This is a genomic window from Flavobacterium sp. MMLR14_040, assembly GCF_033657265.1.
Lineage (GTDB): Bacteria > Bacteroidota > Bacteroidia > Flavobacteriales > Flavobacteriaceae > Flavobacterium.
Genome location: NZ_JAWVWO010000008.1, coordinates 126,586 through 139,667, shown reverse-complemented (window position 1 = coordinate 139,667; position 13,082 = coordinate 126,586). Strand labels below are relative to the sequence as shown.

The following is a 13,082-nucleotide window of genomic DNA, read 5'->3' as shown; positions in this document are numbered from 1 at the left end:
CTCTTCATTTTTACTTTTTAAAGTATTCTTATCTTAAAGAAAAACTAGTTTTAGAAACTAACTCGTCATTATCAAAAACATTGATAAAATAAGTTCCTTTAGCGAAGTCTTTACCTGGTAAATCTTCAGAAACCTGTACTGTTTTGTTTTCGTATTGTATTGTTTTCTTAAAGCTGTAAGTTAAAGAGTTTTCTCCAAAACTTTCAGTTTTCTTATCTCCTAAAACATTGTTTTTAGCATCGATAACCTGAATATAATACGTTTTATCACCAGATTTTGCAATTTGATTTTCAGCAATAGTAAAACTTACTTTTAAAACGTCTGCACGGCTTGCTTTATCAGTTTCAATTTGTTTTCCTGAGCTTTTCAATTTGTAAGCTGCAGTTTTTGTATTCAAAATTGATAATTTAGAACCTTTTTCAACTGTTTTAGCCAATTCTTCATTTTGACCAACTAAAACCTCATTGAATTTTTTAGATTCTCCTAAAACAACAATAGTACTATCTCTTTGAACTGTTAAAACACCATTTTGTTTTTTCAATTCATCGTTTTCAGCAACTAAAGTTTTCATTTTAGCCTGCATCCCTGCAACTTGATTTTTGTATTTAGATACATCTCCTTTAGATTTATTTAAATCATCCATCAAAGCTACTACTTTGTCTCTCTCCTGAATTAATTCATCAGACATTGAAGTGTTTTCTGCAATTGCAGCATCGTAAGTTGCTTTTAATTCCTGCAAATCTTTCATAACAGATTCTTTTTCTGTTAGAGTTGTGGTAAGCTCAGTTTTAACTACATCTGTATCAGATGATAATTTAAAAATATACACTAAACTTCCAATTAGTAGTACTGCTAAAACAGCGATTACCGCCTTTAGACTTGAGTTGTTTTTGTTTGGGTTTTCCATATTTTAATAATTTTCTTAAAAACAAATTTAATAATTAATATATCGTTATAACGTAAGTTACTACAATTATATTATTTTTGAACAATAATTTTTTTTATGGAGAAACTAATCCCATTTACTATTAATGATTTAGCTAAAGTAACCAACCATAGAAGTGGTGAAATTAAGTTTGGAGAAAAGATGATTATCATTCCAAATGGAGTTGATAAGGTCAATTTTTTAAAAGAGAGCGAAGCTAAATATGTACTTTTAGGAATTCCTGAAGATATTGGCGTGCGTGCTAATTACGGAAGACCCGGAACGGCATCTGCATGGGAAAGTGCCATAAAAAGCATTGCAAACATACAACATAACCGTTTTGCCAAAGGCAGCCAGATTATTGTTTTAGGACAAATTAATGTTGCTGCAGAAATGCGTGATGTGGAAAACCTTGATTTTAATGATATTGATGACCGCTCAAAATTAAGTCAGCTTGTTGAAAAAGTTGATAAGGAAGTTTCTCATATTATCTTTACTATAATAAAGGCAGGAAAAACACCAATTATCATTGGAGGAGGTCATAACAACGCTTACGGAAATATTAAAGGTTCGGCTTTAGCCAAAGGAAAACCAATAAACGCCATTAATTTTGATGCACATTCAGATTTCAGGATTCTGGAAGGCCGCCATAGTGGAAATGGATTTTCTTATGCGTATGAAGAAGGTTTCCTGAAAAAATATTTCATTTTTGGACTTCATGAAAATTATACTTCAAAAAGTGTTCTCGATATAATTAAAAAATTAGAAGATCGTGTACGCTACAATACTTACGATAGCGTAAATATTCGCAAAGAAAAAGATTTCGACAGAGAAATGGCTTTAGCTTTAGAATTTATCAAAACAGATTCATTTGGCATCGAGATAGATCTGGATGCAATTCCGAATATTGCCAGCAGTGCTATGACAATCAGCGGGTTTTCGATAGAAGAATTACGTCAGTTTGTTTCATTTTTTGGACAGCACAGAAATGCTGCCTATTTGCACATTTGCGAAGGTGCGCCAGACTTAGATCAATCGCCAAATAATCATCTTATTGGAAAATTAATTGGTTATTTAATTACTGATTTCATAAAAGCAAACAACGAAAAAATTTAACTTGTATCAGCTGAAAATTAGATCATTTGCCAAATAAACCCCAATTCAAACAGACATTGGCTGAATAAACTTATCTTTGCACAGATTTTTAGTACTTAAAACTAAATTTCTTAATACCTAAGATATGTTATTCGAAGATTTATCACTTTCAAAAAGTATACAAAAAGCCGTATTTGAAGAAGGCTATTTAAACCCTACACCTATTCAGGAGCAATCTATTCCCATCGTTTTGGCAGGAAGAGACCTTATAGGCTGTGCACAAACAGGAACAGGAAAAACAGCAGCATTTGCTATTCCAATCATACACCAATTACACCGAATTGTAGGTTCATCAAAAAAGGCCAAACAAATTCGCGCCCTTATAGTTACTCCAACGCGTGAACTTGCCGTACAGATTGGGCAAAGTTTTGACACTTATGCAAAATATACCAACCTGACGCAATTGACTATTTTTGGCGGCGTTTCTCAAAACCCGCAAGTTGATACTTTGAAAAAAGGTATTGATATTTTGGTCGCAACTCCGGGACGATTATTAGATTTACAAAAACAAGGTTTTCTTGATCTTGATCATTTGCATACTTTAGTTTTGGATGAAGCCGATCAAATGCTTGATATGGGTTTTATTAATGATGTAAAAAAGATTGTAAAACTAACACCTAAAAACCGTCAGACTTTATTATTCTCGGCTACAATGCCTATCGCAATTAGAGAATTGGCCGAAATGTTTTTGCAGGATCCTGCAAAAGTAGAAGTTTCACCCGTTTCATCAACTGCAGAAAACGTAGAGCAACGTGTGTATTTTGTTGAAAAAACAGAGAAAAGAAATTTACTTTATCATTTAATAAAAAACGAAAACTTATCGAATGTTTTGGTTTTTTCGAGAACCAAACACGGAGCTGATAATGTTGTAAAAGCATTGCGTAAAAAAGATATTCCGGCCGAAGCAATTCACGGTGATAAGTCGCAAAATGCAAGACAACGTGTTTTGGATGCTTTTAAAAATAAAGAAGTTGGTGTTCTTGTTGCTACAGATATCGCCGCAAGAGGAATTGATATTGATCAATTGCCTTTTGTAATTAATTTTGATTTGCCGAATATTCCTGAAACTTACGTACACCGAATTGGTAGAACAGGACGTGCAGGAAATGGTGGAATTGCCATTTCATTTTGCAGTAAAGATGAACATCCTTATTGGAAAGACATTCAGAAATTGATAAAAGTGGATGTAAAAACAATTACAGATCATCCTTATCAATGGCATGCAGGAAGCCCTGAAGCAACTGCTGAGAAACCTAAAAACTCAAACCGCAGTGGCGGCGCTCATAAATCGAGAAAATCAAACGCTTCCAAACAAAATAAAAAGCGCTGGTACTAATAAATCAAACACGGATTTCACAAATTTTAGTTTGTGTAATTAATTTCACAAGCTAATTTAACTATTAGAATTAGTGAAAATTCGTGAAATTCGTGTTTAAAAGTAATCTTATTATACAAAAAACGTTGGACTAACATCCAACGTTTTTTGTTTCGTAGATTAAGTAATTCATAATCTTAAAGAGTTTTACAGGCTCAAAAGGTTTTATGATAATATCGTTCATGCCCGATGATATTGCTTCATCTGTAATTTCATCTTTATCAAAAGCCGTTAAGGCAACAATAGGAGTCTTGATACCTAATTGGCGGATCCTTTTTGTGGTTTCAAATCCATTCATTAATGGCATGTTTATGTCCATCAAAATAAGATCAAAATCTTCGTTTTCGAGTATTTGCAAGGCGCCAAAACCATCATCAACCACTTTGCATATATAATTGTTCTTTTCAATAATTTTTCTGGTCACCAATTGATTGATCAGATTATCTTCGACAACTAAAATTTTATATATTTCATCAGAAGTTAAATCGACCTGAATTTCATCAATAATATCCTTTGTTTTTGCCGGATTACATTCAAAAGGAATGGTGAACGAAAAAGAGGTTCCTTCACCTATATCACTTTGCAAAAGTATCGTTGTTCCAAAAAGTCCCAATAATCTTTTTACAATACTTAGACCCAATCCTGTCCCTTGATAATCTTCGTCTTTTCTTCCAACCTGAACAAATTTTTCAAAAATCTTGCCCTGATCAGCAATTGCTATTCCTACTCCATTATCTTTTATATGAAATTCTAAATAATGGTATTTTCCTTCTGTCTTTTTAAGGTTTACGATAATTTCAACTTCTCCATCTTTAGTAAATTTCAAAGCATTACTAACTAAATTCATCAGTATTTGAGCCAGTCGTAGTTTATCTCCAATTAAATATTCAGGAATATCCCGGTCAATGCTGACTGAAATTTTATTATTGTTTTTTTGTGACAAAAACGAAAGTGAGTTTTTAATCATTGCAATTTCATCACAAATATTAAATGTCAGGTTTTCCAGAACGACTTTATTTTCTTCTATTTTATTAATTTGAAGAATATCATTTACCAACGATAATAAATATCTGGCAGAGAATTTTAAGGAACTCAAATGCTGACTGTTTGATAATTCTTTATGTTCTTCTAATAACATGTTTGTAATTCCCACAACTCCATACAAAGGTGTACGCAATTCGTGGCTTATAGTAGAAATAAATTGTGTTTTAAGTAAAGATGCTTCTTCAGCAATTTCTTTGGCTTGCAAAAGCTCTAAATTGTGTTTTTTCTTGTATCGGATATTCTTGATCAGCGTAATAATTAACAGAAGAAGAATGAAAGAAATTACAATAAATAAAACAACAATAAGTCTGGATTTTTTCAGACTCTGATATTGTGATATTTTTTCATTTTCAATTTTATCAATCTGTCTTTTGTATTCGTCTAATTCGAGATTAAATCCGGCAATAGAAGCTTTTTTTAGTTTCTCTTCATTATATAATTCTTCGGTAATTTTATTAAAAGCAGAAAGATTTTCATAAGCTTCCTTGTATTTTCCAATTTTCGTTAAAAACTTAGAATATTCCAAATGACTATAGGATAAATCTGATTTTTCTACACTGTTTTTACCTGCTTCAATCGCTTTTAAAAAGTATGCATTTGCATTATCATTATCTTCCTTATAACTGGAATACATGCCGTTAAGCATATTTACAACCACATCTGTAGATTTGTCGCCGTATTTTTTTTTATTATTGTCGATATATTTCAAATACGGATATCCTTCTTTAAAATTACCGTAATCAAAATTTGCCCAGGCAATATTTACGTTTGTAAAATACACCTGATTCAAATCATTGATTTTTAAACCATATGCAATTGATTTTTTATAATACCGAATCCCTTTATCAAATTGTTTTCTCTCAAAACAATATATATTGCCTAAGTTATTGTAAAGACTGTATTTTATAGAATCGTTATTGGTTTTATTAGCATAAAACAAACTTTTGTTATAGAAAAAAATAGCCTTGTCAAACTCGGATAATTCGCTATAATTTCCTGCAATGATTTTATAAGAGCGCGCTATTAAGTAGTCATTTTTTAGAGCTGTTGCATAATTTAAGGCTACGCGGGAAGTAATTAATGATTTTTCGAAATTGGAATCTTTATAATCAAACCATGCCTGTTTTACAAGCTTGTTTATCTTTTCTTCAGAAATAATTTCAGATTGTGCAATCGCCAAATTGTCAGCACAATTTAGAATTAAAAGTAGGGTTAAAAAAATGCGTATTTGGGGCATAAATAGGCTAATTTCATCCAAATATACGTTTAAAAATAAAAAAAAGCTGTATTTAATATAAAAATACAGCTTTTTTGATATTTTAAATATTCTAAAGAAAACTACAACGTTTTTCTCATGAAGAAAATTTTAGTTTTCAGAAACAATTTCAGATTCTTTATCGCTTTCCCATTGTCCCACAACTGAAGTTGCCAAAGCATTTCCTAAAACGTTAGTTGCACTTCTAAACATATCACAAAAGTGATCAATTGGCAATATTAAAGCAATTCCTTCAATAGGAATATCAAACATGCCGCAAGTTGCTGCTACTACCACCAAACTCGCTCTTGGCACTCCTGCAATACCTTTACTGGTTAACATTAAAACCAAAAGCATTACCATTTGAGTTCCCAGATCTAAATGAACACCATAAAATTGCGCAATAAAAATACTGGCAAAAGTCATGTACATCATACTTCCATCCAGATTAAATGAATATCCAAGCGGTAACATAAAAGATACAATTCTGTCTTTTACCCCAAAATCTTCTAATTCTTCTGTTAATTTTGGAAAAACAGCTTCACTGCTTGTTGTTCCAAAGGCAATTGCCAACGGACCAATAATACGTTTTAATAATTCGGTCATTCTTCCTTTTAGGAAAATATAACCCACAGCAATTAAAACAGCCCATAAAGTACTTATACCTATTAAAAATGATCCGAAAAATTTAAAGTACGTAATCACTAATTCTTCTGTATCTCTAATGGCAAAAACTCCTGCAATGGCACCAAAAACCCCAATTGGAGCAAAGTTCATTACATAATTTACCATTTTTAAAACAATATGCGAAACTTTATCCAAAGCATTTATAACCGGCTTTACAGTATTTCCTAAGGATGCAGCGGCTAATCCAAAAAAGATAGAAAATATTACAATCTGCAAGATTTCGTTTGTTGCCAAAGCTTCAAAAATACTTTTGGGAACAATGTGCTCTACGAAATTATCAAAAGATAACGTTTTTGTTTTACCGGTTACTTCTGAAGCAGAAGCCATATCGATATGTTCTAATTTTATACCAACTCCCGGTTCTAAAACATTTACATAAAATAACCCGATTAATAACGATATAAACGAAGCAGTAAAAAACCATGCTAATGCTTTTCCTCCAACCCTTCCAACTGTTTTTATATCTCCCAGTTTGGCAATACCAACTACTAAAGTAGTAAATACCAAAGGCGAAATAATCATTTGTACCAATCGAATAAAAATGGTTGCTAACATTTTTATTTTACTGCTAAATGATTGTGCTGCCTCAGATGAAATCGAGTTGTGCAATATAATTCCGAGGATAGCCCCAAGAATCATTGCAATTATAATTTGACCTGTTAATCCTGAAAAAAATGATTTTTTTTTGGTTTCTGTAACTTGCATTAAATTGTTTTTTAGATTAAAACATTAAGACCCTCACTGTCTTAATTTTTATTAATATGTTTTGTTGATTAAGTAAAAATCAGCCAAAACAATCGCTGCCATTGCTTCAACAATAGGCACTGCGCGAGGCACAACACACGGATCATGACGGCCTTTACCGGTCATTGGCGTGATATTTCCTTTATTATCAAGTGAATCCTGAGTTTGCATGATAGTAGCAACTGGTTTAAAAGCTACTCTGAAATAAATATCCATTCCGTTGCTTATTCCACCCTGAATTCCTCCCGAAAGATTTGTTTTTGTAGTCCCGTCAGGATTGTATAAATCGTTATGCTCGCTTCCTTTCATTTCAGAACCAGAAAATCCGCTTCCATATTCAAAACCTTTTACGGCATTTATAGAAAGCATTGCCTTTCCTAATTCAGCATGAAGTTTATCAAAAACAGGTTCGCCTAAACCAACCGGAACATTTTGAATCACGCAAGAAACAACTCCGCCAACAGTATCTCCCTGTTTGCGAATATCACGAATATATTCTTCCATAATCGCTGCCGATTTTTCGTCAGGACAACGAACAGGGTTACTTTCTATTTTCGAAAAATCCAATTCCTGATAAGGTGTATCTAAATGAATAGGTCCAACAGAAGAAACGTAAGCATTAATTTTAATTTCGGGTAACATTTGCTTAGCAATTGCACCTGCAACTACCCTGCTTGCTGTTTCTCTGGCTGAGCTTCTTCCGCCACCGCGATAATCACGAAAACCATACTTTTGATCGTACACGTAGTCTGCATGACTTGGTCTGTAATTGTCTTTTATATGAGAGTAATCGTCTGATTTTTGATTGGTATTCGGAATAATAAAACCTATTGGAGTTCCCGTAGTTTTTCCTTCAAATATTCCTGATAAAAACTGAACCGCATCCGGTTCTTTACGTTGGGTTACGATTGCAGATTGTCCCGGTTTTCTGCGTGACATTTCAACTTCAATCGCTTCTAAGTCAAGTTGTATTCCCGACGGACAACCGTCTATAATTCCGCCTAAAGCTTCTCCGTGTGATTCTCCAAATGTGGTTACTTTATATAGTGTGCCGTAGCTATTTCCTGCCATTGTAATTTGTTTTGAGCAAATGTAAGTTTTATGAATTAAATTAAAAAATTTAAAATTGGTATTATTAAATAAAGGTTAAGTTGTTTAAAAATCACAATTTATTAAAATTGTGGCCAAATTGGTAACCTTTTGATAAAATAAATCTCGCCTTAGATTCTTTTATTTGTTAAACTTCAAAATAAGAAAAATTGAAAAAGAGAAATGTCGAGTTGGTCATTCTGTCAGATGTCCATTTAGGAACTTACGGTAGCCACGCCAAAGAACTAAACAACTATCTATCAAGCATAAAACCCAAAACATTAGTCTTAAATGGCGATATAATTGATGCCTGGCAATTTAGAAAATCATACTTTCCAAAAGCTCATTTAAGAGTTATTCAAAAAGTAATCGGAATGGCTTCCAAAGGCACAAAAGTGTATTACATTACCGGAAACCACGACGAAATTCTGAGAAAATTTACAGATATGAATATGGGTAATTTTGCTCTTGTCGATAAATTAGTTTTAGAATTAGACGATAAAAAAGCATGGATATTTCACGGAGATGTTTTTGATGCTTCTGTACAACATTCAAAATGGATTGCAAAATTGGGTGGTTTAGGTTATGATTATCTAATTCTTACGAACCGTTTTATCAATTGGATATTATCTAAACTGGGCCGCGAACCTTATTCATTTTCCAAAAAAATAAAAGCAAGCGTAAAAAAAGCCGTTAAATTCATTTCTGATTTTGAAACTACCGCTACAGATTTAGCTATCGAAAAAAACTACGATTATGTAATTTGCGGACATATCCATGAACCTAAAATTATCAAAAAAGAAAACAAATACGGTTCAACATTATATTTAAATTCAGGAGATTGGGTCGAGAATTTAACAGCTTTAGAATACCATAAAAAACGCTGGAAACTATTCTCCTATTCTCAAACTAACTTCACAGAAGAAGAAAATCTATTTGAAATGGAAGACATATTAAGCAACCATTTAATCACTTCTATACTAAAACAAAAATAACGCCTAGATAATAAACTGCTTAGAACTTAAAGAGCAAATTGATTTTTAAACACACTTGCAAATAAGTCAAAATGTAAATTATATAACAATTTTATAGAATTTTATACGTTTTGACTTTTACAGTAATTGTAAGTTTGAATAAAAATTAATAACAATCATGAAAAAAATCATTTTATCTGCCTTTATGCTGTTGGGTTTAGTGTTTACAGCTCAATCACAAGAAATTTCAAAACATGCACTGGGATTGCGTCTGGGCGACAACAACGGTTTTGGAGGCGAAGTATCATATCAATTGGGATTAAACCAAAAGAACAGGCTTGAATTTGATTTAGGCTGGAGAAACAGCAGCGATGTAGATGCTATTAAGGCTGTTGCACTTTATCAATGGGTTTGGAATATCGATGGAGGTTTTAACTGGTACGCAGGTGTCGGTGGAGGTGTTGCCGCTTGGGATCATGATTATTACTACGACAACGGTAGATATAATGATAGCGGAACTTATGTTTTTGCAGCGGGAGATATTGGTATAGAATATAGATTTTCTGAAGTGCCAATCACATTATCGTTAGATGCAAGACCTGAAATTGGTTCTGGATATTATGACGACGACAATTTTGGATTTGATGTCGGTTTAGGAGTTAAATTCAGATTCTAAAATATTAAAGCAAAAAATAATTGTAAGAAGAAACCTGTCGTTCTAAGCGACAGGTTTTTTTTATGCTATAATTTTTGTTTCACGTTTCAGGTTTGTTTTGTTTCAGGTTATGCTAATTGCTGCCAGACCGAACAATTTGAAACATGAACAAAATTATTTAACTATAATTTCTTTCTTAGAGTGAACTCTCACTACTGTATAAGGATAAGTAATTACCTGCATCGTCATAGCGTCTGCAGCCGGACCTTTTTCTTTCACTGTAATAATGATATTTTTATCCGTTTCTTCTACTTTTTCAACACTAATTGAATAACCGCCAGTGTTTTTTTCTCCCATATTCAGAATAACATAATTAGAATTATTTATATCGGCCTGTTTCATTTTAGAAGCCAAAAGCGGGTCATTCTCAAGCATTTTAATTTCATTTGGCTCTGTTAAGATTTCAAAAAACTTAATATTTCCGCCACCATCAGACTGTTCTGTTAAAACTTCATAAAGTGCTTTTGAATCTGATCCTTTTTTTGCTCCGCAGGAAATTAAAACAAAAAGCGCTAAAACCGAAATAACTTTTTTCATCTGTTTATTTTTTTAGTTATTGTTTTTCATATTTATAATCATCAATTGCTCTTTGATACAACGCTTCATATTTTGGCAATATATTTTTAATGTCAAATTTTTTCGCAACCTCTAAGGCATTTGCTTTAAATTCATTCAAAACAGTATCGTCTTTTAAGATTTTAATAGCGTTTGCAGCCATTTCATCAACATCTCCAACATTGCTTAAATAACCGGAGTAGCCTTCAAAATTTACTTCAGGTAAACCTCCTGAATTACTCGAAATTACCGGAACGCCGCATGCCATTGCTTCCAAGGCTGCCAAACCAAAACTTTCTGTTTCTGATGGAAGTAAAAACAAATCGGTTAAAAGTAAAATTTTATCAATTTCATTACTGTTACCAAAGAAAATTACCTTTTCATAAATCCCCAATTCCATACACAAAGCTTCTGCTTTTTCTTTTTCAGGGCCATCACCAACCATCATTAATTTAGCCGGCATCTCTTTCTGAATATTGTAGAAAATTTTAATAATATCCGGAATACGTTTTACTTTTCTAAAGTTACTGATATGCGTTATAATGCGCTCATTTTCCTTTGCCATAACAGAACGATGACAAGGCGCCAACGGATCTTTTTTAACTTTATCCAGTTCGATAAAATTTGGAATCACTTTTATTTTATTCTTGATTTTGAATAATTTCAAAGTATCATCTTTCAAACTCTGGGAAACCGAAGTAACATAATCTGATTTATTAATGCTAAAAGTCACCGCAGGTTTATAAAAAGGGTGATTTCCTACCAATGTAATATCTGTACCGTGAAGCGTTGTAATCATAGGAAGATTAATTCCTTCGTTTTTCAACATTTGCTTTGCCATATAACCTGCATACGCATGTGGAATAGCATAATGTACATGTAGCAATTCAATCTTATATAATTTCACCATATCAACCAATTTGCTCGATAAAGCCAACTCATACGGCTGATAATGAAAAAGAGGATATTCGGGAACGTTTACTTCGTGATAATGAACATTAGGATTTAAAAGTGCCAACCGAACCGGCTGACTATAAGTAATAAAATGGATTTCGTGTCCGCGTCTGGCTAGTTCAAGGCCCAATTCTGTGGCTACAACCCCACTACCGCCAAATGTCGGATAACAAACTATAGCTATTTTCATGTATTAAATTTAATAACTACGAAAGTACTCAAAAATAGCTTTTAATTAAGTATTTCAATTGTTAGATTTTTGTGAATTATAGATTTATCACATTATTAAATAGTTAGAATTCTTCAGGTACAAATTAAAATAAGAAATGTCTTTTAAACGAAGTCTAAAGATTTCTTACACAACCTAAAACTCATAACTTATAACTTATAATTCATAACTTATAATCCATAATTTTTATCAGGAGCAGAAAAATTGTTTTCAAAGAACCACTTGTCCCGCTGTCCGCTATATCTTTTATGGCGAACACCGCCATAAAAGGATATCGCTCCCATCGGGGCTAAATTAGAGGTTTTTGTTTTTATAAGAACTTCCTTGTGTTGTGTTTAATAAATACGACAGGTTTCAAAAACCTGTCGGGTTTGCCGCTATGTATCTTTGTCAAAGTTTTAAACTTTGACAAAGATTTCCACAATTTCTCATTATAAACAATAAACATTGCGAAACCCTACAAATATTGGTGATTATATGTAGTCCCTACGGGACAATATTACTGTGTGGGAATTTAATTTTCTACCAATATGTAACTCCTAGAGGAGTATTTATTATAAAATTGAAAACTTTACAACAGATAATCGAATAGTAACCCCATTTCTGTCATTTCGAGGAACGAGAAATCTCCGCAAGAAGCTCGCCAAAGATTGGCAATTTTGATTTCGGAATATGTTCTGTAATTTATCATCTGTCGAAATCACAAACTGAACGAACCTCAAATCTGAAACAAAACAAAATAATCTACCCAAAAAAAAGGCACAAAACCAAAGTTTCATGCCTTTCAAATATATTTTAAATTCATCTTAGAAAAACCTGCTATGCCAGCTATCAGCGGCAGGAACTTCCCAGGATTCATTAAATTCTTCTATATTATTTACAAGATTATTAAACACAATCGTATTCTCAGAAACTGATTTATCTTTAACCATTTTCTTAAAATCGATTAAAGGTTTGTGAGCGATATGTTCACCCAGTTTAAAAGTTACGTTCATTTTATCCAATAAATCAACGTTGTATTTTTTCTCTAAACTTTGAATAAATTCAACAGAACTATCAATAGAACAACCTGTAGCAGCTTGTACATCCTGATTTACAGCCAATATAATAAATCGGTTGTATTTTAAAAGATATGAAGCTTCCAGACTTGTTCCGTGTGCGGCCCATTCCTCTACAAAAGCTTTTAGATCAGTTTCTATTTCAGAAAATTCTTCCTCAGAAAATTTTCTGTTTGATTGATAAATCCAGATTCTGGATTCACCAGGTAAATTTTCAAAAGGTATATACATTTTTAATTAAATTTTAGTTTTTTTGTTTCAAGTTTCAGGTTTCAAGTTAAAAACCTTTGTCACTCTGAACCTTTGTAGCTTTGAACCTCTGA

11 protein-coding genes are annotated in these 13,082 nt (G+C 32.5%); 4 read left to right on the top strand and 7 right to left on the bottom strand.

Annotated elements, in window-relative coordinates:
- Nucleotides 1-28: 28 nt before the first annotated feature.
- Nucleotides 29-907, bottom strand: coding sequence for a hypothetical protein (locus SD960_RS12715; protein WP_318803604.1), 879 nt, complete (start codon nt 905-907; stop codon nt 29-31).
- Nucleotides 908-1,003: 96 nt separating this feature from the next.
- Here SD960_RS12715 and SD960_RS12710 point away from each other — a divergent pair, with 96 nt between their 5' ends.
- Entirely contained in the window at nt 1,004-2,041 is a 1,038-nt protein-coding gene (locus tag SD960_RS12710; protein WP_318803602.1) for a formimidoylglutamase, read from the top strand.
- 124 nt (nt 2,042-2,165) lie between these two features.
- Nucleotides 2,166-3,416, top strand: coding sequence for a DEAD/DEAH box helicase (locus SD960_RS12705; protein WP_318803599.1), 1,251 nt, complete (start codon nt 2,166-2,168; stop codon nt 3,414-3,416).
- A gap of 130 nt (nt 3,417-3,546) precedes the next feature.
- Here the strand turns inward: SD960_RS12705 and SD960_RS12700 are convergent, their stop codons facing one another.
- From SD960_RS12700 to aroC, 3 genes are all read right to left on the bottom strand, one after another.
- The gene (locus SD960_RS12700; RefSeq protein WP_318803597.1) at nt 3,547-5,736 is read right to left on the bottom strand and encodes a response regulator; all 2,190 of its coding nucleotides are present in this window, start codon (nt 5,734-5,736) and stop codon (nt 3,547-3,549) included.
- 129 nt (nt 5,737-5,865) lie between these two features.
- Entirely contained in the window at nt 5,866-7,146 is a 1,281-nt protein-coding gene (locus tag SD960_RS12695) for a dicarboxylate/amino acid:cation symporter (RefSeq protein WP_318803594.1), read from the bottom strand.
- Between the two features lie 51 nt (nt 7,147-7,197).
- Complete coding sequence (aroC, locus tag SD960_RS12690; protein WP_302096858.1) at nt 7,198-8,256, bottom strand: chorismate synthase; 1,059 nt, start codon at nt 8,254-8,256, stop codon at nt 7,198-7,200.
- A gap of 188 nt (nt 8,257-8,444) precedes the next feature.
- Between aroC and SD960_RS12685 the strand changes: the two genes are divergently transcribed.
- On the top strand, nt 8,445-9,269 hold the full coding sequence (locus SD960_RS12685; protein WP_318803592.1) for a UDP-2,3-diacylglucosamine diphosphatase: 825 nt from the start codon (nt 8,445-8,447) through the stop codon (nt 9,267-9,269).
- Between the two features lie 157 nt (nt 9,270-9,426).
- Nucleotides 9,427-9,924, top strand: coding sequence for a hypothetical protein (locus SD960_RS12680; protein WP_318803590.1), 498 nt, complete (start codon nt 9,427-9,429; stop codon nt 9,922-9,924).
- Nucleotides 9,925-10,077: 153 nt separating this feature from the next.
- Here the strand turns inward: SD960_RS12680 and SD960_RS12675 are convergent, their stop codons facing one another.
- From SD960_RS12675 to SD960_RS12665, 3 genes are all read right to left on the bottom strand, one after another.
- Nucleotides 10,078-10,500: a protease complex subunit PrcB family protein gene (locus tag SD960_RS12675; RefSeq protein WP_318803587.1), complete on the bottom strand. Its 423-nt coding sequence runs from the start codon at nt 10,498-10,500 to the stop codon at nt 10,078-10,080.
- 16 nt (nt 10,501-10,516) lie between these two features.
- Nucleotides 10,517-11,662, bottom strand: a complete 1,146-nt coding sequence (gene bshA / locus SD960_RS12670) for an N-acetyl-alpha-D-glucosaminyl L-malate synthase BshA (protein WP_318803586.1) — start codon at nt 11,660-11,662, stop codon at nt 10,517-10,519.
- Between the two features lie 845 nt (nt 11,663-12,507).
- Entirely contained in the window at nt 12,508-12,990 is a 483-nt protein-coding gene (locus tag SD960_RS12665) for a hypothetical protein (RefSeq protein WP_042565048.1), read from the bottom strand.
- Nucleotides 12,991-13,082: the final 92 nt, after the last annotated feature.

Coding starts and splice junctions, on each gene's coding strand:
- bshA (WP_318803586.1), bottom strand. CDS start 11,662: ATGAAAATAGCTATAGTTTGTTATCCGACATTTGGCGGTAGTGGGGTT.
- SD960_RS12715 (WP_318803604.1), bottom strand. CDS start 907: ATGGAAAACCCAAACAAAAACAACTCAAGTCTAAAGGCGGTAATCGCT.
- SD960_RS12675 (WP_318803587.1), bottom strand. CDS start 10,500: ATGAAAAAAGTTATTTCGGTTTTAGCGCTTTTTGTTTTAATTTCCTGC.
- SD960_RS12680 (WP_318803590.1), top strand. CDS start 9,427: ATGAAAAAAATCATTTTATCTGCCTTTATGCTGTTGGGTTTAGTGTTT.
- SD960_RS12700 (WP_318803597.1), bottom strand. CDS start 5,736: ATGCCCCAAATACGCATTTTTTTAACCCTACTTTTAATTCTAAATTGT.
- aroC (WP_302096858.1), bottom strand. CDS start 8,256: ATGGCAGGAAATAGCTACGGCACACTATATAAAGTAACCACATTTGGA.
- SD960_RS12665 (WP_042565048.1), bottom strand. CDS start 12,990: ATGTATATACCTTTTGAAAATTTACCTGGTGAATCCAGAATCTGGATT.
- SD960_RS12695 (WP_318803594.1), bottom strand. CDS start 7,146: ATGCAAGTTACAGAAACCAAAAAAAAATCATTTTTTTCAGGATTAACA.
- SD960_RS12705 (WP_318803599.1), top strand. CDS start 2,166: ATGTTATTCGAAGATTTATCACTTTCAAAAAGTATACAAAAAGCCGTA.
- SD960_RS12710 (WP_318803602.1), top strand. CDS start 1,004: ATGGAGAAACTAATCCCATTTACTATTAATGATTTAGCTAAAGTAACC.